At 68.4% G+C, this 22820-nt stretch carries 19 protein-coding genes; 13 read left to right on the top strand and 6 right to left on the bottom strand.

Features of this window, described 5'->3' with window-relative positions; translation table 11 throughout:
* Positions 1-177 precede the first annotated feature (177 nt).
* Complete coding sequence (locus ACWDZ6_RS29675) at positions 178-897, bottom strand: hypothetical protein (protein WP_451505292.1); 720 nt, start codon at positions 895-897, stop codon at positions 178-180.
* Positions 897-2192 (bottom strand): type VII secretion protein EccE, encoded by a 1296-nt coding sequence (eccE, locus tag ACWDZ6_RS29670; protein WP_451505291.1) that lies wholly within the window; start codon positions 2190-2192, stop codon positions 897-899. Before eccE ends, ACWDZ6_RS29675 begins: the two co-directional genes overlap by 1 nt.
* A gap of 222 nt (positions 2193-2414) precedes the next feature.
* Here eccE and eccB point away from each other — a divergent pair, with 222 nt between their 5' ends.
* The 4 genes from eccB (at position 2415) to ACWDZ6_RS29650 (ending at position 6049) form a co-directional block, all read left to right on the top strand.
* Entirely contained in the window at positions 2415-3956 is a 1542-nt protein-coding gene (gene eccB / locus ACWDZ6_RS29665; RefSeq protein WP_451505290.1) for a type VII secretion protein EccB, read from the top strand.
* Between the two features lie 13 nt (positions 3957-3969).
* Positions 3970-5217 (top strand): type VII secretion-associated serine protease mycosin, encoded by a 1248-nt coding sequence (gene mycP, locus ACWDZ6_RS29660; RefSeq protein WP_451505289.1) that lies wholly within the window; start codon positions 3970-3972, stop codon positions 5215-5217.
* 148 nt (positions 5218-5365) lie between these two features.
* Positions 5366-5710 (top strand): WXG100 family type VII secretion target, encoded by a 345-nt coding sequence (locus ACWDZ6_RS29655; RefSeq protein WP_326652977.1) that lies wholly within the window; start codon positions 5366-5368, stop codon positions 5708-5710.
* A 45-nt stretch (positions 5711-5755) separates the two neighbouring features.
* Positions 5756-6049 (top strand): WXG100 family type VII secretion target, encoded by a 294-nt coding sequence (locus ACWDZ6_RS29650; RefSeq protein ID WP_326652979.1) that lies wholly within the window; start codon positions 5756-5758, stop codon positions 6047-6049.
* Between the two features lie 74 nt (positions 6050-6123).
* Here the strand turns inward: ACWDZ6_RS29650 and ACWDZ6_RS29645 are convergent, their stop codons facing one another.
* Positions 6124-6369, bottom strand: a complete 246-nt coding sequence (locus ACWDZ6_RS29645) for a DUF397 domain-containing protein (RefSeq protein WP_326652980.1) — start codon at positions 6367-6369, stop codon at positions 6124-6126.
* 100 nt (positions 6370-6469) lie between these two features.
* Positions 6470-10423, bottom strand: a complete 3954-nt coding sequence (eccCa, locus tag ACWDZ6_RS29640; RefSeq protein WP_451505288.1) for a type VII secretion protein EccCa — start codon at positions 10421-10423, stop codon at positions 6470-6472.
* A 194-nt stretch (positions 10424-10617) separates the two neighbouring features.
* Here eccCa and eccD point away from each other — a divergent pair, with 194 nt between their 5' ends.
* From eccD to ACWDZ6_RS29610, 6 genes are all read left to right on the top strand, one after another.
* The gene (gene eccD / locus ACWDZ6_RS29635; RefSeq protein ID WP_451505287.1) at positions 10618-12093 is read left to right on the top strand and encodes a type VII secretion integral membrane protein EccD; all 1476 of its coding nucleotides are present in this window, start codon (positions 10618-10620) and stop codon (positions 12091-12093) included.
* 193 nt (positions 12094-12286) lie between these two features.
* Complete coding sequence (rpsO, locus tag ACWDZ6_RS29630) at positions 12287-12577, top strand: 30S ribosomal protein S15 (protein ID WP_093600212.1); 291 nt, start codon at positions 12287-12289, stop codon at positions 12575-12577.
* Between the two features lie 266 nt (positions 12578-12843).
* A complete protein-coding gene (locus tag ACWDZ6_RS29625; RefSeq protein WP_351460062.1) occupies positions 12844-15060 on the top strand; it encodes a polyribonucleotide nucleotidyltransferase in 2217 nt (738 codons plus the stop codon).
* Positions 15057-16436, top strand: a complete 1380-nt coding sequence (locus ACWDZ6_RS29620; protein ID WP_451505286.1) for a M16 family metallopeptidase — start codon at positions 15057-15059, stop codon at positions 16434-16436. The genes ACWDZ6_RS29625 and ACWDZ6_RS29620 overlap by 4 nt, the downstream gene beginning before the upstream one ends.
* A gap of 19 nt (positions 16437-16455) precedes the next feature.
* Positions 16456-17208, top strand: coding sequence for a 4-hydroxy-tetrahydrodipicolinate reductase (gene dapB / locus ACWDZ6_RS29615; protein ID WP_366734961.1), 753 nt, complete (start codon positions 16456-16458; stop codon positions 17206-17208).
* Between the two features lie 5 nt (positions 17209-17213).
* Complete coding sequence (locus tag ACWDZ6_RS29610) at positions 17214-17663, top strand: hypothetical protein (protein ID WP_451505285.1); 450 nt, start codon at positions 17214-17216, stop codon at positions 17661-17663.
* Between the two features lie 67 nt (positions 17664-17730).
* Here ACWDZ6_RS29610 and ACWDZ6_RS29605 read toward each other — a convergent pair whose 3' ends face one another.
* Positions 17731-18288 (bottom strand): hypothetical protein, encoded by a 558-nt coding sequence (locus ACWDZ6_RS29605; protein ID WP_451505284.1) that lies wholly within the window; start codon positions 18286-18288, stop codon positions 17731-17733.
* Between the two features lie 94 nt (positions 18289-18382).
* Positions 18383-18649: a hypothetical protein gene (locus ACWDZ6_RS29600; protein WP_366734958.1), complete on the bottom strand. Its 267-nt coding sequence runs from the start codon at positions 18647-18649 to the stop codon at positions 18383-18385.
* A 164-nt stretch (positions 18650-18813) separates the two neighbouring features.
* Here ACWDZ6_RS29600 and thyX point away from each other — a divergent pair, with 164 nt between their 5' ends.
* The 3 genes from thyX to ACWDZ6_RS29585 all read left to right on the top strand — a co-directional run bounded on the left by thyX (position 18814) and on the right by ACWDZ6_RS29585 (position 22476).
* On the top strand, positions 18814-19554 hold the full coding sequence (thyX, locus tag ACWDZ6_RS29595) for an FAD-dependent thymidylate synthase (protein WP_451505283.1): 741 nt from the start codon (positions 18814-18816) through the stop codon (positions 19552-19554).
* 208 nt (positions 19555-19762) lie between these two features.
* Positions 19763-20662, top strand: a complete 900-nt coding sequence (gene dapA / locus ACWDZ6_RS29590; RefSeq protein ID WP_351460041.1) for a 4-hydroxy-tetrahydrodipicolinate synthase — start codon at positions 19763-19765, stop codon at positions 20660-20662.
* Between the two features lie 128 nt (positions 20663-20790).
* Positions 20791-22476 carry a ribonuclease J gene (locus tag ACWDZ6_RS29585; protein ID WP_366734956.1) on the top strand — a complete coding sequence of 562 codons (1686 nt, stop codon included), beginning with the start codon at positions 20791-20793 and terminating at the stop codon, positions 22474-22476.
* Positions 22477-22820: the final 344 nt, after the last annotated feature.

The raw sequence follows: 22820 nt of genomic DNA, 5'->3' as shown, positions 1-22820 counted from the left end.
GTTCTTCCGTCGCGCCCTGTCCCACCCTAATCGCCAACAACCTCGGTACGGCAGGCCCGACCACCCGTCGGCGGCTGTCCCGTACGTCACGCCCTGCCCCCAAGTGAACCGAGAGCGGCAGAGCGTAAAGAGATCGCTGGGTCAAAATGGTACAACTGCGTACGGACTGATGGCCGCTCAGTCCATTCGGCGAGCGCTGCCCAACAATCCGGTCTCGGCGTCCGTGGCCTGTGTCATGACGAACTGCCGGTCCCGCGCAGTGCACCAGAGCGTGACGCCGTCCGCAAGAGTGGACAGCGCCTCCGTCTCGGGCCGAGGGAGATGCATGATGCGCCCGATCTGCGCGGCCTCGTCCGGCGAGACGCGCTGTATCCCGACCAGACCCGACTTCTCCATCAGCCGCGGTGCCACCGGGCTCAGATACGGCAGCAGCGTCACCACCGACTGCCAGGGCCCCGAGACCACCCGTCCGCGCGGCGGTCGCATGCCGCAGTCCCGCACCACCACGACCGGGCTGCCGGCCGAAGCGCCCTGCGGCGGCACCCGCCCGACATCGTGCAGCGATATGCACTGCTGTCCGCCGCCCGCAGCTTGGGCCAGCGCCGTCCACGCGGGCGCCCGGCCGGTCTCCACGGTGACCCGCGCACCCGTCGCGGCCGCGCGCAGCGCGAGCACCTGCGCCGTCCACAGGCCGCCGATCAGGGTGACGTCGTACGCCGTGGGGCGGTTGATGCCGAGCACCGCGGGCTTGCTCTCGGCGTCGACGCCGATGACCACTCCGTCGTCGCCGACCGGCAGCGCGAGCGAGGACAGCTGGTCCACCGACAGTGCATGCCGGTCCCGGCGAGGTCCGATCAGTCCGAAGCCGATACGAGGCTTGGCGGCAGGCACAGACATCAGCGGGCTCCCCCGAGCGGCAGTGTGGCGAGCATGCCGGGCAGTTGCTCACGGTCGAGCCGCACCAGCCCGGTCTTGACCCCGCGGGCGGCGCGCTCCAGTTCATGGCGCGCGGCCACCAGTTCCTCGTCGCTGCGCCCGGTGATGCGGACATGCCCGCTGACCGTCACGCCCTGCCGGTCGCCGTGCCCCAGCGTGAGGCTGAAGGTGGTGGCCAGCGCGGGAATGGAGGTGAGCAGGGCGACGAGCTGCGGCATCGGGGCCCCGCCGCCGCCGAGTTGGGGCCAGCGGCTCACCCAGTAGGTGGTGTGGCGGCGGTCGTCGACGCGCCAGGTGCGCGAAGTCTCCTGGGTGCGCGGCGCGGGCGTCTCCGCCCGGCTCGCCTGTGCGATGGCCATCGGGCTGGCGCAGGAGGAGGTGGCGATGGCCGCCGTCAGCTCTTCCTCGGTCAGCACGGTGGCCCGGAATCCGGCGCCGGTCAGCCGGCTCGCCAACTGGTCGGCGGTCCGCACCAGGCACTTCTGCGCGCCCTCCAGACCGCCGCCGCGCGCCGCCACCGCTTCCGGGCAGAGTTCGGGGTCGAGCTTGAGCGCGATCCAGGTGATCCGTATCGCGGGCGACCCGGTCTGGGCCTGCAGCGGTGCGTAGTTGCGTGCGGCGACCGACTGCTGCGGCAGATGCGGTGCGGGCGCGGGCTGGGTGTGCTGGACGATCTGTGCCGACTCCAGCCGGATGCCGTCGACGTCGAGTACATCGCGCAGCAGAGTCATCGGCAGCGGCCTGGCGGTACGGTCGCAGCGCAGGGCCGTGGCGTCCGACTCGACCTGCAGCAGGGCCGTCAGGAAGGTCCCGTCGCCGATCATGCCCACCGGCCGTCGGTCGCGGTCGCTGTAGGTGTACGTCCGCAGGGCGGGGTCGCACTCGACGACGGGCGCGAGCCCCGGTTCCGTATCGGACGGGAGTACCAGCGATGCGGCCCTGCGCCTGCGCGCCCGGAGCGCGAAGACGGTGGCCAGCCACTCGGGCATCGAACGCCGGTGTCTGCGCAGCAGGGCCAGCAGCACCAGCAGAGCGGCCGCCGCAAAGGCGGGGACCAGCATCAGCGGATCGATCGCCCAGGCCACCAGGAGCAGCGCGGCGGCGATCTCGATCAGTACGAGTTGTTGCAGTCGGAACGAACCGAAGTGCCCGGGTCGTGCCTTGAGTCGGGGTGCCGCCGGTCCCTGGGACGGCGCGGTGGGCCGTACCGAGGCCTGCCCGTGGGGTGCCGGCCGCACCCGCGTCGCGGAAGCCATTAATCCGCCACCCCCCAGTTCATTAGGCCCCAATTCATCCCGATCACCCCTGTCCGGCCCTGCGTAGCAAGGCTCCTGGCGGCTGGATCACCCTACCCGCCCCACAAGCACCGTCGATCAACAGGCATAGTAGGGGGCCGGTCCGACAACCAGGGCCCGGGGACCGTGCTCACCACAAGGCCCCCGCGGGGAGATCAGTGCCTTCTTTACCAATGGGGACTCATGGCATCACGGCGGGATGAGCTCAACGCGTACACCTTTGCGAAGAAGCGCACGGTGGCGGCATTCCTCCAACCCTCCACCACAGGTACGGAGGAGGGGGCGCCGCGCCCCATGCGTGCCGTCATACCCAGCATCATCGTCGGTGCGCTGATTCTGGCGGGGTTCGGGGCCTTCGGCATGTTCAAGCCCAAGGCGCCCAAGGACTGGGCGAAGCCCTTCACCAACGTGATCGTCGGCAAGGACTCCACCACGCGCTACGTGGTGCTCACGACCGGCACGGGCAAGAACAAGAAGGTCCTCCTCCACCCCGTACTGAACCTCGCGTCCGCCCGACTGCTGCTCACCCCCCAGCAGTTCAAGGTGATCCAGGTCAGTGACGACATCCTGGACTCGGGCAAACCCCCGCGCGGTCCGATCCTCGGTATCCCCTACGCGCCCGACCGGCTGCCCAGCGCCAAGGAGGCCGCCGAGTCCAAGCGCTGGGCGGTCTGCGAGCAGCCCGGTGGCGGCAAGGGCAACACCGTGCAGAAGGCGACCTTCGTCCTGGGCGAGCGCGATCTGAAGCGGACCGAGGGCGAGCAGCGCCTCAGCGGCGGTCAAGTCCTGTACGTCAAGGGCCAGAACGGGCTGCGCTACCTCGTGGACGCCGGCGGCACCAAGTACTTGGTACGCGGCAGCCAGTCCGATGCCGGGATCCTCACCCGCGCCCTGGTCGGCAGCAAGCAGCCGCAGTCCGTCACCGACGACTGGCTGGCGACGCTGCACGACGGCACCCCGGTCGATTTTCCCGTCATCCCCGGCCAGGTCGCCGCGAGCGCCGGTATCGGCGGCGGGCTGACGGGCGAGCAGGACAAGGTCGGCATGGTCCTGGAGGCGCAGACCGGCTCCGGGCCACAGCATTACGTCGTGCTGCCCGGCAAGGTCCAGCCTGTCTCCGACTTCACCGCCTGGCTGCTCATCAACTCCCCGCAGACCGACAAGCTCAATATGCGCGGCGAGGCGGTCAGCGTCGACGCGGCGTCGATCGCCCCGGAGAGCGACTTCTTCGCCGCTCAGAGCCGCTGGCCCTCGCTCAGGTCGAAGCAGGTCAACTCCGCGGGCGGCGACCGCGACACCGTCTGCAGCGTGTTGCGCAAGGTCGATGAAAAGGGCCGTACGACCCTGTCCACCTGGGCCGGCTCCGAGTACCCCGCGGAGATCACCGCAGGCGGCACCAGCACCTATGTCACCCCCGGAACCGGCCTTCTCTACACGCAGGTCCAGGGCAAGCAGACCAAGCCCGACGGCTCGCTGTTCCTGGTGACCGACACCGGACTGCGGTACGCCGTCCAGGCGAACGGCGACAGTGACGCGGACCGCTCCGACATCGGCACGGGCGCCCAGGAGAAGCAGCAGGACGGTCGCCCCGAGCCCAGCCAGGCGCAGATCCGGCTCGGCTACGAGAAGGTCACTCCGACCCTTGTGCCGATCAACTGGTCGGAGTTCCTGTCCAAGGGGCCCCGGCTCGACACCAACAGCGCGCGTCAGCCGCAGGGTTCGTAGGGGAGTGCGACCGATGCTGCACCTGCGCAGGAAGAGCGCTCTGCTGACCGCCGCGGCGGCGCTGACGGGTCTGTCGGCGGTGTCCCCGCCCGCATATGCCGATGAAGCCCCGCACCGGCTGGGCATCAACGGCAGCGGCGAGTGCACCTTCCCGATGAAGAAGCAGATCGAGGGGATCCCCTGGCCGCTCCAGCGGGTGCTGCTCGACGAGCTGTGGCAGGACACCAAGGGCAAGGGCGTCCGGGTCGCGGTCATCGACACCGGCGTGGACAACGACAACGTCCAGCTCAAGTCTGCCGTCGACGCCTCCGCGGGCAAGGACTTCCTCAAGCCGGACAAGGACAGCTCGAGCGACGACAAGCGCGGCAAGACCGATGGCACGGTCGACGACGTCGGCCACGGCACCAAGGTCGCCGGGATCATCGCCGCGCGACCCCGCAAGGGCACCGGCTTCGTGGGACTCGCGCCCGAGGCCACCATCATCCCGATCCGCCAGAACGACGAGAAGAACAGCGGCAACGACAAGACGATGGCCACGGCGATCGAGCACGCCATCACCAAGGGCGCCGACGTCATCAACATCTCTCAGGACACGACGAAGCCGCTCTCGCTCGACTCGGCCCTCAACAAGGCGATACAGCGGGCGATCCAGAAGAAGATCGTCGTGGTCGCCTCCGCCGGCAACGACGGTATGAACGGCAAGCTGAAGGACACCTATCCCGCCGCGTTCCCGGGCGTTCTCGCCGTAGCCGCCTCCGACCGCAACAACGAACGGGCGGTCTTCTCGCAGGCGGGCGGCTTCGTCGGCATCGCCGCCCCGGGAGTCGACGTCGTCTCCACCGTCCCCGGAAACGGGCAGTGCGTCGACAACGGCACCAGTTTCTCCGCGCCGTACGTCGCCGGGGTCGCGGCGCTGCTGAAGGCCAAGTACCCCGAGTGGACCGTGCCGCAGATCATCGCGCAGATCGAGCAGACCGCCGAGCGCAGCATCAACGGCAAGGACAGCTTCGTCGGTTGGGGCGTGATCGACCCGGTGCGCGCGCTCAGCGGCGACGGCCGCCCGATCGACGCACCGCACGCCGACCCCGGCCCGCCGAAGCCGCCCGCGCCGGAGGCGGCGCATCTGGCGATGACCGAGACGGCTCAGGAGCGCAAGGAGCGTTACGCAACCTACGCGTTGGGCATTGGCGTCGTACTGGTGGCAGTGGTCGCCGGGGCGGCAACGGTCATCCGGGACACCCGGCGCAGAAGGGCCCAGTGAGCCAAGTCTCCTTACGGGACTTTGCAGTTGGAACCGTCAGACCAAGTGGATAGAGTGACGGCAGGACTCAGTGAGGACTGTGTCCGGCACGGGGGCGGCATCCAATCGGCTTCCGTCTACAGCGCCGTCGTAGGAAGAAGGGGCACAGATGTCGGGTAAAGACCTGAAGGTAACCAGTAGCGATATTGGGGATCTCTCCGGCAAGATCCAGCACTTCGAGACCACGCTGGGTGAGCGCATCCGCGACCTCAACCGCGTGGTCGACCTCATTCAGGGTGGCTGGAAGGGTGCGGCGAGCGCGCAGTACGACATCACGCAGGCCGAGCTGAACAAGAAGCTTTCGAGCGTGAAGCGTGACCTGGAGAACCTCCAGAACCTGGTGAAGATGAGCGCCGACGGCTTCGACGAGCAGGAGCGGGAGCGCATGTCGTCGTTCGCCAAGATGGAAAACGCTCACACCAAGGCCAACGAGAGCGCCATTCTCGGCATGTGAGCGCCGTCCGCACCGTTCGCTGAACTTCGCCACCAGGAGTAAAGAATGACCATGCAAGTCAACTACGACACAGTGACGCAGGCGGCAAGCGACACCACGAAGACCGCCTCGGACCTGACGGAACAGCTCACCACCCTCATGACCCACGTGAGGAACGTCGCGGGCGGCTGGGACGGTGAGGCCAAGGAGGCCTACGTCGCGATCCAGTCGCAGCTCACCGCCGACATGGACGGACTGACCACGGACCTGCACACGATCGCGCGCCTGCTCCGCGAGTCCGTCGTCGGCTACCAGGACACGGACAAGGGCAACGCCGCTCGCTTCCGCATGATGATGTGACGAGCTCTGCTCCACAGACAGAGGGGTTGCCCGCCTGAGCGGGCAACCCCTCCGTCGTATCCGTCTGCGGCCGTCTACTTGAGGTCGAACTCGCCGTCGCGCGCGCCGAGTACGAACGCGCGCCACTCGGCCTCCGTGTACCGCAGCACCGTCTCGGGCTCCAGCGAGGAGCGCATCGCGACCGCTCCGCCGGGCAGATGCGCGATCTCGACGCGCTCCTCGTCCTTCGCCGTGCCGGGCGCGCTGAGCCACTCCACGCCGGAGATGTCGAGGGCGTACAGCTCTTCCTTCTGGCGTTCCTTCTCGCTTGCGTCAGCCATCGGCGCGGTCCCTCCCAGGTGCGATGAACGAGGTGCGTGACCACACTACTTGGTGCGTTCCGACAGCCTTGACGGCTGCCGGAACGTGTGCCGCGAGGGACTAGTGATCCGCCAGCCAGCCCACCTGGACCAGTGGTGTGCCCCGCTTGCGGGACACGAAGGTGCCACGTCCCGGCGGCATCGGACGCGCCCGGACATTGCCGAGGATGTCTCCCTCGCCCGGGTCGCCGGAGAGGATGACGCCCTGCGCGCCCAACTCCTTGATCCGTTGCATGAACGACTCGTACATCGACCGTGAAGCTCCGGCCGCGCTGCGCGCGATGATGAAGCGGATGCCGACATCACGCGCGAAGGGCAGATTCTCCACCAGCACCGACAGCGGATTGACGGAGTTGGTGGCGACCAGCTCGTAGTCGTCGACGATGACGAAGAGCTGCGGCCCCGTCCACCAGCTGCGGTCGCGCAGCTGCTGCGGAGTGATGTCCGGCTTCGGCGCACGCTTGCCCATCACCGTGTTGATCGCGTCCATGTGCATTTCCATCGCGGATGTCATCGGCGCGTACTCCAGCAGATGCGAGGCCGGTACGGCCTCCAGCATCGTGCGCCGGTAGTCGCCGACCACGATCCGCGCCTGCTCCGGGGTGTAACGCTCGGAGATCTGCTTGGCGATCAGCCGCAGCAGTGCCGTCTTCCCGGACTCGCTCTCGCCGAAGATCAGGAAGAACGGGTCGCTCTCGAAGTCGACGAACACCGGCTCCAGGTTCGTCTCGTCGATGCCGATCGCGATGCCGTGCTGCGGATACTCGAAGCCCTTGGGCAGCTGCTCGGCGGGCAGCCGGCGCGGCAGCAGCCGGACGGTCGGCGCCGCGGGCCCCGCCCAGCTCCCCTTGACCGCCTGCACGAAGGCGGCCGAGCCCTCCGACAGATCACCGGAGCTGCTGATCGAGTCGATACGCGGCAGAGCCGTCATGAAGTGCAGCTTCTCCGGGACCTGGCCACGGCCCGGCACGCCGGCCGGAACGTTCGCCGCGACCTTGCGGTCGAACTCCGAGTCCATGACGTCACCGAGCCGCAGCTCCAGCCGTCCCAGCATCTGGTCCTTGAGCGCCGCACGCACCTCCATATAGCGGGCGGCGGTGATGATGACATGGATGCCGTAGCCCAGACCGCGGGCCGTGAGATCCGCGACGACCGGCTCGAGCATCTCGTAGTCGTTCTTGAAACCGCCCCACCCGTCGATGACCAGGAAGACATCTCCCCAGGCCTCGCCGGGCAGTTCGCCGGCGGCGCGCTTGCGCCGGTAGGTGGCGATGGAGTCGATGCTGTTGGCGCGGAAGAACTCCTCACGCCGGTTGAGTACGCCCATCACCTCCGCGACCGCACGGCGCACCCGCTCCGGGTCGAGGCGCGAGGCGACACCGCCGACATGCGGCAGGTCGGAGAGCGAGGACAGACCGCCACCGCCGAAGTCCAGGGCGTAGAACTGCACTTCGGCCGGGGTGTGGGTGAGCGCGAACGACGAGATCAGCGTCCGCATCAGCGTCGACTTGCCGGACTGCGGACCGCCGACGACCATCATGTGGCCCGCCGCTCCCGAGAAGTCCCGGTACAGCACCTCGCGGCGCTGCTCGAAGGGCTTGTCGATCAGGCCGAGCGGGACGGTGAGACCGCCAGGACGCGTGTACTCGGTCGCGGTGAGACCGCGGTCCGCGGTCGGCGCGAGACCGGGCAGCAGCTGGTCCAGTGTGGGCGCCTGGTCCAGCGGCGGCAGCCACACCTGGTGGGCGGGCACACCCTGACCCTCCAGCTTGCGCACGATCACGTCGAGCACCGTGTCGGCGAGCGCCTCGTCCTCGGCGGCGCTGGCGGCGGCCATCGCGGCCGGATCGGGTGCCGCGTACACGACCGGTACCTCGGTCGCCGTGAACACCGCGGGCCGCCGGTCGATGGGCAGGTGGCCCACCGACAGATCCGGGCCACCGGTGCGGTACGTACCGGAGACGTACGCCGCCTTGAAGCGGGTCATCTCCTCCGTACCGAACTTCAGATAGCCGGAACCGGGCACCGACGGCAGGTGGTACGCGTCGGGCACACCCAGTGCCGTGCGCGACTCGGCCGCAGAGAAGGTCCGCAGACCGATCCGGTACGAGAGATAGGTGTCCAGGCCGCGCAGCTTGCCCTCCTCCAGACGCTGCGAGGCGAGCAGCAGATGCACACCCAGCGAACGGCCGATACGGCCGATCTGGATGAACATGTCGATGAAGTCGGGCTTGGCGGTGAGAAGTTCGGAGAACTCGTCGATGACCAGGACGAGCGAGGCGAGCGGCTCCAGCGGGGCACCCGCGGCGCGTGCCTTCTCGTAGTCGTGGATGTTGGCGTAGTTGCCCGCCGAGCGCAGCAGCTCCTGCCGGCGCTGCAGCTCACCGCGGATCGCGTCACCCATGCGGTCGACCAGCGTGAGGTCGTCCGCCAGGTTGGTGATCACGGCCGCGACGTGCGGCATCTGCGACATTCCGGTGAAGGTCGCACCACCCTTGAAGTCCGCGAGGACGAAGTTCAGCGTCTCCGACGTATGCGTGACCGCGAGGCCGAGCACCAGGGTGCGCAGCAGCTCCGACTTACCGGAACCGGTGGCGCCGATGCACAGACCGTGCGGGCCCATGCCTTCCTGCGCGGCCTCCTTGAGGTCCAGCATCACCGGCTGGCCGTCCTCGCCGACACCGATCGGCACCCGAAGCCGCTCGGCCACCGACCGCGGCCGCCAGGTGCGGGCCACATCGATGGACCCGGCGTCGCCGAGGTTCAGCAGATCGGTGAAGTCCAGGTTGGCGAGCAGCGGTTCGTCGTCGTCGCCACCGCCCATCCGCAGCGGCGCGAGCTGACGTGAGAGGGCCTCGGCGGCCGGCAGTGAAATCCCGTCCGGCACACCCTCGTACGCGACCCGCGAGCCGGACTCGAGACGCAGCCGCCCGGGCCGTACGACCACCGAAAGACCGCCGCGGGGCTCGTCCAGATCGCCGGAGACGACTTCGACGATGGTCACGCCCTGCAGGCCCTCGGCCGCCGCGAACAGCGAGTCCGGCGGCACCATCCCGCCGTCCAGTACGACGATGATGTGCGGCTGGTCCAGGACCGGCTGGTTCTCCCGGCTGAACCGCGACCGCCCGTCGAGGCGGCTGTGGAGCAGCTGCTCCAGCTCACCGAGGTCGTCGCCGAACAGCCGTTTCGTACCGGCGCCGTCCACCTGGCCGGGCACCTGCGTATGCGGCAGCCACTTCGTCCAGTCCCAGCGCGCGACCGCGCCCGGCGCCGCCACCACCGCGACCATCAGGTCCTCCGGGGAGTGCAGCGTCACCAGCTGGGAGACCAGCGCCCGCGCCGCGGACTGCGCCGACTCCGGCTCGCCCGAGACCGTCACGTGGTAGAAGGCGCGGATCGAGACCGCCATCGGCAGCCCGTCCAACGAGCCGTGCACCGCCAGGAATTGCTGCATCGCACCGGCCGACAGCGGCTCCAGCTCGTCCACCGGCGCGGTGTCGGGCGCTATGAGCGGTGTGGCCAGCTGCTGCGCGCCGAGACCGACGCGCACCTGCCCGAAGTCGTTGTCGCCCACGCGCCGTTCCCAGACCCGTGAGCCCTCGGCCACCACGGACCAGAGCTGTTCGGGGGCGGGGTGGAGATAGAGCTGCGCGTCACGCTGCTTGCGTGCGGTCTTGCGCACCGTGCGCCGCGTCTGCGCGAGGTATTTGAGGTAGTCGCGGCGGACATCTGCCATTTGCCCCTGCGTACCTTTGCGGAACCTGACGATCTGTGCGACGACCATCCCCACGGTCGAGACCAGCATCATCACACCCATGATGCGCATGAACGGGGGCGCCTGCGGCGAGAAGAAGAAGACCACCGATGAGCCCATGCCGAGGACCGGCAGGATCTGCATCAGCATGCCCTCCTGCTGACCCCGCGGCAGCTCCGGCGGAGCCTCCAGAGCCAGCTCCTCCGCGGGCACTTCAGGCGGCAGCGACCTCGGCGGGCGTTTCACGACGATCTGGCTCACCGGAGCATCAATCCCTCGATACGGACGGAAGACGGACGGGCTGATTCCGCGCCGGCGCCCCCGTGACTGCCTCTGCTGCGGACTTCCCTCCGCGCGACGGTGATCCTACTTGCAGACCCTTGTCATGTGTCCCGGTAGGGTGGCGCGCGCACCGTGCGCAACCGCGAATCAGCGCGAACCAGGGGGTCCAGACAGTGAGTACGACCGCAGCGACCGGCTTCTGCCGCGTCACCGTCGTGGCGCCGGACAGCCGAATCGATGTTGCCCTCCCCGAGGACATCGCAGTCGCCGACGTCTACCCGGAAATCCTGCGCCTGACCGGCCAGACACAGGCCCCGGGGGCCCCGACCGGCTACCACTTGGTACGCCGTGACGGCACCGTACTCGACGGCGCCCGCACGCTCGCGGCCCAACAGGTGCTGGACGGCGAGGTCTTGAGCCTGCGGCCCTTCGCCGAGTCACTGCCGCCCGCCGTCTTCGACGACGTCTCCGACGCCGTCGCCTCCGCGGTCACCCGCGACCGCCATCTGTGGAGCGACGACCTGCTGCGCGGTGCCGGGCTGGTCGGCGGTGTCCTGCTGCTCGTCCTGATGGGCTTCGTGCTCTGGTTCGCCGACCCGGTACGCCACGACATGCACAGCCTGCCGGGCATCATCGCGGGCGCGGGCGGACTGCTGCTCACCGCCTTCGCGGGCGTACGGGCCAGGGTGTACTCGGACCGTGCCACCGCCGTCGCTCTCGGGCTCGGCGCGCTGCCGCTGCTGCTCATCGCGGGCTCCGGAATCATCGGTCCCGACGCCGGTGACGGTCCCGGCCGCCTGCAGTTCCTGCTCGGCTGCGTGACCGTGCTGGTCGCCTCGGTCGCCCTGGTCGCGCTCACCCCCAGCGGCGACGCCCCCTTCGTCGCGGCCACCTTCCTGGGCGCCACCGGCACCCTCGCGACCTTCCTGATGATCCTCGCCGAGTCCTCGGCCACCGAGACCGCCGCCGCCGTCGCCCCGGTCGCCATCGGTCTCGTCGCCTTCCTGCCCGGCCTCTCCGCCCGCTTCGCCCGGCTGCCCATCGGCTACGCGTCCCCGCGCAGCGCGGCCGAGGGCTACGACGACGCCTTCGCCGAGCCCAACGAGATGCCCGAGGCCCAGCCGGTCGACGCCGAGCGGATAGCGGCCCAGGCCCGCCGCGGCCACGAGATGCTGCTCGGCCTGGTCGGCGGCTGCGCCGCTGTCGTCGTCGGCTGCGCCGCCGTACTCGGCTTCTCCAGCAGCATCTGGGGCCAGGTCCTCGCGCTGGCCGCCGGCCTCGCGATGCTGCTGCGCGCCCGGCTCTTCCGCTACACCTCGCAGGTCGCCTGCACCCTGGTGGCGGGCATCGCCGCCGTGGCGCTGCTGATCCTCGGCCTCTCCCTGAACCCGCCCGTCGACCTGGTCAAGGACCTCCTGATGTACGGGGACCGAGGGGGCCTGGACATCCGTACGATCTGGCTCACCGCCGCCGTCGCCGCCGGAGCGGCCGTGATCACCGCGATCGGCCTGGTCATCCCGAGGAAGGGCCTCTCGCCCTTCTGGGGCCGGCTGCTCGACCTCACCGAGGGGCTGGTGCTGCTCTCGCTGGTCCCGCTCTGCCTCGCCGTACTCGACATCTACAGCGCGGCCCGCTCGCTGACCGGCTGACGGCCCCCGCCAGAAGCGCCGCCGCGGGCTGGTACGCTGTGTGACGGCCGTTTGTGTACGCGACCTCCGGAGATTCCTCGAGAAACTCTGCGGTCTGCGCTCATCGGACCTTCGCCTCCGAGTCACGGAAGCTCCCCTGAGATCAAGACCAGGGGCACTCGTGGGCGCATCGAACACCAAAGAGGAGTACCGAGTGTCTCTCGACGCCGCTACGAAGAAGCAGATCATGACCGAGTTCGGCACCAAGGAGGGCGACACCGGCTCCCCCGAGGTCCAGGTTGCGATGCTCTCCCGCCGTATCTCGGACCTGACCGAGCACCTCAAGACGCACAAGCACGACCACCACTCCCGCCGTGGTCTGCTGATCCTGGTCGGCCAGCGCCGCCGTCTGCTGCAGTACCTGGCCAAGAAGGACATCCAGCGCTTCCGTGCGCTCGTCGACCGCCTCGGCATCCGCCGTGGTGCGGCCGGCGGCGCCAAGTAAGACCTTGGTGGAGGGAGCGGTTCCCACTCTTAGGGGGCCGCTCCCTTTGCTGTACGTGCGCGACCTGCCGGACGCCAATTAGTCTGGATCGCGTAGAGCAGAACTGAACGAGCGAGAAGCCGTCTCCCCGCCGCCGGTCCTCGGTAGTGGCCCCCGGAGAACTACACCCCGGGAGCTTCGATCGAAGACCGGCCCGCAGAAGGAGAGCTTCTCCGCCACGTCCTCCGCCACACGGGCGAGGGGACGAAGACGAGGAGAAAACGCTAGTGGAGAACGAGACCCACTACGCCGAGGCCGTTATTGACAACGGAACCTTCGGCACCCGCACCATCCGCTTCGAGACGGGCCGCCTGGCCAAGCAGGCCGCCGGTTCCGCCGTGGCGTACCTGGACGACGACACCATGGTGCTGTCGGCCACCACCGCTTCCAAGAAGCCCAAGGACCAGCTCGACTTCTTCCCCCTGACGGTGGACGTCGAGGAGCGGATGTACGCAGCCGGCAAGATTCCCGGCTCCTTCTTCCGTCGTGAGGGCCGGCCCTCCGAGGACGCGATCCTCACCTGCCGCCTGATCGACCGCCCGCTGCGCCCCTCCTTCAAGAAGGGCCTGCGCAACGAGATCCAGATCGTCGAGACGATCATGGCGCTCAACCCCGACCACCTGTACGACGTGGTCGCGATCAACGCCGCCTCCTGCTCCACGCAGCTGGCCGGCCTGCCCTTCTCCGGCCCGATCGGCGGCACCCGTGTCGCCCTGATCAAGGGCCAGTGGGTCGCCTTCCCGACGCACACCGAGCTCGAGGACGCCGTCTTCGACATGGTGGTCGCCGGTCGCGTCCTCGAGGACGGCGACGTCGCGATCATGATGGTCGAGGCCGAGGCCACCGTGAAGACCATCGAGCTCGTCAAGGGCGGCGCCGAGGCGCCGACCGAGGAGATCGTGGCCGCCGGCCTCGAGGCCGCGAAGCCCTTCATCAAGGCGCTCTGCAAGGCCCAGTCGGAACTCGCCGCCAAGGCCGCCAAGCCCACCGGCGAATTCCCGGTCTTCCTCGACTACCAGGACGACGTCCTGGAGGCGCTGACCGCCGCCGTCAAGAGCGAGCTCACGCAGGCGCTCACCATCGCCGGCAAGCAGGAGCGCGAGGCCGAGCTCGACCGCATCAAGGAGATCGCCGCCGAGAAGCTGCTCCCGCAGTTCGAGGGCCGCGAGAAGGAGATCTCCGGTGCCTACCGGGCGCTGACCAAGAAGCTGGTCCGCGAGCGCGTCATCAAGGACAAGGTCCGTATCGACGGCCGTGGCGTCACGGACATCCGTACGCTCGCCGCCGAGGTCGAGGCCATCCCGCGCGTGCACGGATCGGCGCTGTTCGAGCGTGGCGAGACCCAGATCCTGGGCGTCACCACCCTCAACATGCTCCGTATGGAGCAGCAGCTGGACACCCTTTCGCCGGTGACCCGCAAGCGCTACATGCACAACTACAACTTCCCGCCGTACTCCGTCGGTGAGACCGGCCGCGTCGGTTCGCCGAAGCGCCGCGAGATCGGCCACGGTGCGCTCGCCGAGCGCGCCATCGTGCCGGTGCTGCCGACGCGCGAGGAGTTCCCGTACGCCATCCGCCAGGTCTCCGAGGCGCTGGGCTCCAACGGCTCGACGTCCATGGGCTCTGTGTGCGCCTCCACCATGTCGCTGATGAACGCCGGTGTGCCCCTCAAGGCCCCGGTCGCCGGTATCGCCATGGGCCTGATCTCCGAGGAGATCGACGGCAAGACGCATTACGTCGCCCTCACCGACATCCTCGGTGCGGAGGACGCCTTCGGTGACATGGACTTCAAGGTCGCCGGTACGAAGACCTTCGTCACCGCGCTCCAGCTCGACACCAAGCTCGACGGCATCCCCGCCTCGGTCCTGGCCGCCGCGCTGAAGCAGGCCCGCGACGCCCGCCTCCACATCCTCGATGTGATGAACGAGGCCATCGACGTCCCGGACGAGATGTCCCCGAACGCCCCGCGGATCATCACCGTCAAGATCCCCGTGGACAAGATCGGTGAGGTCATCGGCCCCAAGGGCAAGATGATCAACCAGATCCAGGAGGACACCGGCGCCGACATCACGATCGAGGACGACGGCACCATCTACATCGGTGCCCAGCAGGGCTCGCAGGCCGAGGCCGCCCGCGCCACGATCAACGCGATCGCCAACCCGACCATGCCGGAGGTCGGCGAGCGCTACCTGGGTACGGTCGTCAAGACCACCACCTTCGGTGCGTTCGTCTCCCTCATGCCGGGCAAGGACGGCCTGCTGCACATCTCGCAGATCCGCAAGCTCGCCGGCGGCAAGCGTGTGGAGAACGTCGAGGACGTGGTCGCGGTCGGCTCCAAGGTCCAGGTCGAGATCGCCGAGATCGACTCCCGCGGCAAGCTCTCCCTGATCCCCGTGATCGAGGGCGAGGACGCCGAAGACAAGAAGGACGACACCGACAAGTGACGTCGCGTAGTTCCCGTGTGACGGCCCGCACCTCCTCGGAGGCGCGGGCCGTCGCCCGTACCCAAACGCTTCTCAAGGGCGAGAACGGCATCGGCACGGTCCGCCGCACCGTCCTCCCCGGCGGCCTGCGCGTCGTCACCGAGACCCTGCCGTCCGTGCGCTCCGCCACCTTCGGGATCTGGGCGAACGTCGGCTCCCGAGACGAGACGCCGTCGCTGGGCGGCGCCACGCACTACCTCGAGCACCTCCTGTTCAAGGGCACGCACAAGCGCTCCGCCCTCGACATCTCCTCGGCGATCGACGCGGTCGGCGGCGAGATGAACGCCTTCACGGCGAAGGAGTACACCTGCTACTACGCACGAGTGCTCGACACCGACCTGCCGCTCGCCATCGACGTGGTCTGCGACATGCTCACCGGCTCGCTGATCCAGCAGGAGGACGTCGACGCCGAGCGCGGCGTCATCCTCGAGGAGATCGCGATGACCGAGGACGACCCGGGCGACTGTGTGCACGACCTGTTCGCGCACACCATGTTCGGGGACACCCCTCTCGGCCGACCGGTCCTCGGCACCGTCGACACCGTCAACGCGCTCACCGCGGACCGCGTCCGCCGCTTCTACAAGAAGCACTACGACCCGACCCACCTGGTCGTGGCCGCCGCGGGCAACATCGACCACGCCACGGTCGTACGCCAGGTGCGCAACGCCTTCGAGAAGGCCGGCGTCCTGTCCCGTACGGACGCGGCCCCGACCCCGCCCCGCGACGGACACCGCTCCCTGCGCACCGCCGGACGCGTCGACCTGCTCAGTCGCAAGACCGAGCAGGCCCATGTGGTCCTCGGCATGCCGGGCCTGGCCCGCACCGACGACCGCCGCTGGGCGCTGGGAGTACTGAACACGGCCCTCGGCGGCGGCATGTCGTCCCGCCTCTTCCAGGAGGTACGGGAGAAGCGCGGCCTCGCCTACAGCGTGTACTCGTACACCTCGGGCTTCGCCGACACCGGACTCTTCGGCGTCTACGCAGGCTGCCGGCCCAGCCAGGTCCACGACGTGCTCAAGATCTGCCGCGACGAGCTCGACCGGGTCGCGTCGGACAGTCTGTCGGACGAGGAGATCGGCCGCGCCGTCGGCCAGCTCTCCGGCTCGACAGTGCTGGGCCTCGAGGACACGGGCGCCCTGATGAACCGTATCGGCAAGAGCGAGCTGTGCTGGGGCTCGCAGATGTCGGTCGACGACATGCTCGCGCAGATAGCCGCCGTCACCCCGGACGAGGTGCGGGCGGTGGCCCGCGAGATCCTGGGACAGCGCCCATCGTTGTCGGTGATCGGTCCGCTCAAGGACAAGCAGGCGGACCGACTCGACGAAGCGGTCTCCTAACCGTAAGGAACAGAGAGCAATGAGCAAGCTGCGCGTGGCCGTTCTCGGCGCCAAGGGCCGTATCGGCTCGGAAGCGGTACGAGCCGTCGAGGCTGCCGACGACATGAAACTGGTCGCGGAACTTGGCCGGGGCGACAAGCTGGAAGCCCTGGTGGAGTCCGGCGCCCAGGTCGTGGTCGAACTGACCACCCCGGCCTCGGTGATGGGCAATCTCGACTTCTGCGTACGCCACGGCATTCACGCGGTCGTCGGCACCACCGGCTGGACCGACGAACGCCTCGCGCAGCTGAACACCTCGCTCGCCGCATCGCCGGAGACCGGCGTGCTCATCGCTCCGAACTTCTCCATCGGAGCGGTCCTCACCATGAAGTTCGCGCAGCAGGCAGCGCGTTACTTCGAGTCCGTCGAGGTCGTCGAGCTGCACCACCCGAACAAGGCCGATGCCCCGAGTGGCACCGCCACCCGCACCGCCCAGCTCATCGCGGCGGCCCGTGCCGAGGCGGGCTGTGCACCGCAGCCCGACGCGACCGTCACCGCGCTGGACGGCGCCCGCGGCGCGGACGTCGACGGCGTCCCCGTGCACGCCATCCGGCTTCGCGGACTCCTCGCCCACCAGGAAGTGCTGCTCGGCGGCGAGGGCGAGACGCTGACCATCCGGCACGATTCCCTGCATCACAGCAGCTTCATGCCGGGCATCCTGCTCGGCGTCCGCAGCGTGGTGTCCACTCCAGGCCTCACCTTCGGCCTGGAAAACTTCCTCGATCTCGGCTGACGGCCATGGGCGGAAAGATCACGTACTTCTTCCTCGCCACGGTGCTGGTCATCGTCTTCGGCGTGGTGGCGCTGGAAGGTGTACTGCTCATGCTGACCGGTGAGCCGGCCGCCATGGGGATGGGCGCGGTGGCCTTCCTGCTCCCGTGCGTCGGCGTCTGGTTCCTCCGGCACAACACCCGTTTCGCGCGCAGTGCCCATCGGCTGGCCCGTGAGCTGGAGGCCGAGGGCGGCCTGCCGGCCGATGAGCCGAGGCATACGCCCGGCGGCCGTATCGACCGGGACTCCGCGGACGCCGTGTTCGCCGAGCGCCGCGCAGAGACCGAGGATTCACCGGACGACTGGCGTTGCTGGTTCCGCCTCGCCGTCGCCTACCACGACGCCCGGGACACCCCGCGCGCACGGAAGGCGATGCAGCGCGCGATCGCACTGCACGACGGGGTCCCGCAGAAGTAGACCCCGCCCGCGCACACTCTGCCCCGCCCGGGATTGCGGCGCGGCGGTCCGGGGGCGGAGCCACCGGTCAGGACGGGCGGTACTCGGACCCCCAGGCCTCGACGGCGTCCGCCGCCCGGTCGAACGCCTCGGCGCGCGACAGGAAGTCCGCGTTGTGGTCGGTGAGCAGCGGCAGCGGCTCGCCGCCCTGTCCCATGACGACGAGCGCCTGGCCCTGCACCGTGCGCGGCAGCCCGAGCCAGCGCACAGGCTGCTGCACCGTACGTACCGCGGAAGCGCGGTTCCAGGGCACCGTGGTGGTCGAGAAGAAGCCCACGCGCCGCACCCCGTGCCTGCTGACCCAGACGCCCGCACGCAGCAGCCTCAGCGCGGCGGCGATCAGCGTCAGCCCCACTCCCAGGCACAGTCCCGCTCCCGGCAGCGCACCGGCGAACGCGATGATCATCGCCGCGATGAGCACGAACGATGCGAGCAGCAGCAGCAACGCCGCCGAGGCCACCCGACAGGGGCCCGGACGGTACGGACGCCGCCAGTGGTCGTGATCGTCGAAGGGCAGCGCGACATCGTCGGTGTTCGCGGCGTCTGTGCCAAATGCACGGTCGGCTGTCAGAAAGGGCAGGGGCACGACTGATCCTCACTCACCAGCACACTCGATTGGGCTGTGCCGGTGAGGCTACCGAGGAGCCCCCCGACCGACCACTCCAGGGGGTCCGTACGAGTCAGCGCCCGTCGGACGCCTGGGACTGCTGCGAATGCACCGGCGCCCGGCCGGATTCCAGCGCGGGAAGGCCGAAGAGCAGCGAGCCGGCCAGCCCGCAGGCGATCGTCAGCCCGACCAGCGTACGGCCCGCGAGCTGCGAGACGCTGGCGCGTTCGCGGGGCGGGGGAGTGACGTTACTGCGGAAGCGATCGGCCTCGGCGACGAATGCGAAAGGGACGGCCTCTCGCCTGGGGGCACCGCCCAGCGGTAGCTGGGGGAGGAACATCAGGGCACTCTCCTTGGCTACGTAATACGGAACGCTGCTATGGGTACAGACGAGCCGACGGCCGGATCGGTGCCGGATTTCGCCGAAATAGCTGAAGATTGCCCCTGCGCAAGGTGGTCTAGAGTGGGCGCCGCCCGAGCGAAGACGTTGGAAGGACCCTGTCGGTGACCGACACCCCCGCCGAGACCGCCACACCCAGTTTCCGCAGCGATGTCACCGTCGAACTGGTGAAGCACACCGCCGGCGACTCCGACGTCCTCTGGGCCGCCCGAGTCTCCACGGCGGGTGAGCAGTCTCTGGAGGAGTTGCAGAAGGACCCGGAGCGCTCCAAAGGACTGATCAACTACCTGATGCGGGACCGTCACGGCAGCCCCTTCGAGCACAACTCGATGACCTTCTTCATCAGCGCCCCGATCTTCGTCTTCCGTGAGTTCATGCGGCACCGCGTGGGCTGGTCCTACAACGAGGAGTCCGGCCGCTACCGCGAGCTGCAGCCGGTCTTCTACGTCCCGGGCGCGGACCGCAAGCTGGTCCAGGAGGGCCGCCCCGGCAAGTACGTCTTCGTCGAAGGCACAGCAGAGCAGCAGAAGATCGTGACCGAGTCCATGGAGGCCTCGTACCGCCGGTCGTACGAGACGTATCAGGAGATGCTGGCCGCCGGCGTCGCCCGCGAGGTTGCCCGTGCGGTCCTCCCGGTCGGCCTGTTCTCCTCGATGTACGCGACCTGCAATGCCCGTTCGCTGATGCACTTCCTCGGCCTGCGCACCCAGCACGAGCTGGCGACGGTCCCGTCCTTCCCGCAGCGGGAGATCGAGATGGTCGGCGAGAAGATGGAAGCCCGCTGGGCGAAGCTCATGCCGCTCACCTATGCGGCCTTCAACGCCAACGGTCGCATCGCTCCATAAACGGTCGCATCGCTCCATGGGGCACAGACGTACGGTCGGCCGGCGAAGTGTCCGTATTGCGGCGTTTCGCGAATGTCATCTAGGCTGATCAAACGGACCCGGCACTGCTTGAACCCCCGAGCAGGCAGTGCCGGGCTCCGCTTGTCACGTTCTACGTCACGTCCCCCGAGGGGACACTGTGTACTGAGCAGCGAGTAGCGTGTTACCCATGGCTCCGATCTCCACTCCGCAGACCCCGTTCGGGCGGGTCCTCACCGCTATGGTCACGCCCTTCACGGCGGACGGCGCACTTGACCTCGCCGGTGCCCAGCGACTTGCCACCCATCTGGTGGACGCAGGCAACGACGGCCTGATCATCAACGGCACCACTGGTGAGTCGCCGACCACCAGCGATGCGGAGAAAGACCAGCTCGTACGGGCTGTACTGGAAGCGGTCGGAGACCGTGCCCATGTCGTGGCCGGCGTCGGCACCAACGACACCCGCCACAGCATCGAGCTCGCCCGTACCGCCGAGCGCTCCGGCGCGCACGGCCTGTTGGCTGTGACGCCGTACTACAACAAGCCACCGCAGGAGGGCCTGCTCCGGCACTTCTCGGCCATCGCCGATGCCACGGAACTGCCCGTGATGCTCTACGACATCCCCGGCCGAAGTGGCGTCCCGATCGACACCGAAACGCTCGTGCGCCTCGCCGAGCATCCGCGTATTGTCGCCAACAAGGACGCCAAGGGTGACCTGGGCCGCGCCAGCTGGGCCATTGCCCGCAGCGGTCTCGCCTGGTACTCCGGCGACGACATGCTCAACCTCCCGCTGCTCTCGGTCGGCGCGATCGGCTTTGTCTCCGTCGTCGGCCATGTCGTCACCCCCGAGCTGCGTGCCCTCCTCGACGCCCACCTCAACGGTGACGTCCAGAAGGCCACCGAGATCCACCAGCAGCTGCTCCCGGTGTTCACCGGCATGTTCCGTACGCAGGGGGTCATCACCACCAAGGCGGCGCTGACTCTCCAGGGCCTCCCGGCCGGACCGCTCCGGCTTCCCCTGGTGGAGCTCTCCCCGGAGGAAACCGCGCAGCTCAAGATCGACCTCGCGGCCGGTGGGGTACAGCTCTAGACACAGACTTCACAACTGAATAAGCGAAACCCGACCGAAACGGTCAGACCCAGACAACAGCAAGTGCACGAATGTCATGTACGCCACGTGCCTCAGCGGTACGTGGCGTGCGTGGTGAGGAGAGTCTTTTGAGTCATCCGCATCCTGAACTCGGCGCCCCGCCGAAGCTGCCCAAGGGCGGCCTGCGCGTCACCCCGCTCGGCGGTCTCGGCGAGATCGGCCGCAATATGACGGTCTTCGAGTACGACGGCCGGCTGCTGATCGTCGACTGCGGCGTCCTCTTCCCCGAGGAGGAGCAGCCCGGTATCGACCTGATCCTGCCGGACTTCTCCACCATCGCGGACCGTCTCGACGACGTCGAGGGCATCGTGCTCACGCACGGCCACGAGGACCACATCGGCGGCGTCCCGTTCCTGCTCCGGCTGAAGCCCGACATCCCGCTGATCGGCTCCAAGCTGACCCTCGCCCTGATCGAGGCGAAGCTCCAGGAGCACCGCATCCGCCCGTACACCCTCGAGGTGACGGAGGGACACCGCGAGCGCATCGGCCCCTTCGACTGCGAGTTCATCGCGGTCAACCACTCCATCCCGGACGCGCTGGCGGTCGCCATCCGCACTCCCGCGGGCATGGTGGTCCACACCGGCGACTTCAAGATGGACCAGCTCCCGCTGGACCGCCGCCTCACGGACCTCCCGACCTTCGCCAGGCTGGGCGAAGAGGGCATCGACCTGCTGCTCTCGGACTCCACCAACGCCGAGGTCCCGGGCTTCGTCCCGCCCGAGCGGGACATCTCCAACGTCCTGCGGACGGTGTTCGCGAACGCCGAGAAGCGGATCATCGTGGCGAGCTTCGCCAGCCACGTCCACCGCATCCAGCAGATCCTCGATGCGGCCCATGAGTACGGACGCCGTATTGCCTTTGTCGGGCGCTCCATGGTCCGCAACATGGGGATCGCCCGTGACCTGGGATATCTGAAGGTCCCGGCCGGCCTTGTCGTCGACGTCAAGACGCTCGACGACCTTCCCGACGACGAGGTCGTACTCGTCTGCACGGGCTCTCAGGGCGAGCCGATGGCGGCGCTCTCCCGGATGGCCAACCGCGATCACCAGATCCGCATCGTCCCCGGCGACACGGTGATCCTGGCGTCTTCCCTCATCCCGGGCAACGAGAACGCGGTCTACCGCGTGATCAACGGCTTGAGCAGGTGGGGCGCGGACGTCATCCACAAGGGCAACGCCAAGGTCCATGTCTCGGGCCACGCCTCGGCGGGCGAGCTCCTGTACTTCTACAACATCTGCAAGCCGAAGAACCTGATGCCGGTCCACGGCGAGTGGCGCCACCTGCGGGCCAATGCCGAACTCGGGGCTCTGACGGGCGTCCCGAAGGACCGCATCGTCATCGCGGAGGACGGTGTCGTCGTCGACCTCGTCGACGGCAAGGCCAAGATCGTCGGCAAGGTCCAGGCGGGCTATGTGTATGTCGACGGACTCTCGGTCGGCGATGTCACCGAGACCTCTCTCAAGGACCGCCGCATTCTGGGAGACGAGGGCATCATCTCGGTCTTCATCGTGGTGGACAGCACCTCCGGCAAGATCGTCGGCGGCCCGCACATCCAGGCCCGGGGCTCCGGCATCGACGACTCGGTGTTCGTCGGCGTCGTGCCCAAGATCGAAGAGGCGCTCAACAAGTCCGCACAGGACGGCGTCGTAGAACCCCATCAGCTGCAGCAACTCGTCCGCCGCTCGGTGGGCAAGTGGGTCTCCGACACCTACCGCCGGCGCCCGATGATCCTCCCGGTCGTCGTCGAGGTCTGACGCGTCAACTACGGAGCGGGGCCCCCGATTTGCATCGGGGCGCCCCGCTCCAGTACGTTTACGTCTCCACCTGAACGGGACACCGACGCACTCGTGCGCTCGGATGCAATCCCCGAACGGAGCGGAATTCCGACTCAGATTCTCTGATAAAGTCGGATCAGCCGAAAGGCAAAAGGCTCCCAACGGCCACTGGAATTGAATTCCGAACCGGAAACGGAACGGGAAAAGGATCTGGTAAGGTTGGAAACACGAAGGGAAGCGCCCGGAGGAAAGCCTCGGACAGTGTCCGTGGGTGAGTACAAAGGAAGCGTCCGTTCCTTGAGAACTCAACAGCGTGCCAAAAG

This window comes from Streptomyces sp. NPDC002926, assembly GCF_053591755.1.
This window is presented reverse-complemented; position numbering and strand designations above follow the sequence as displayed.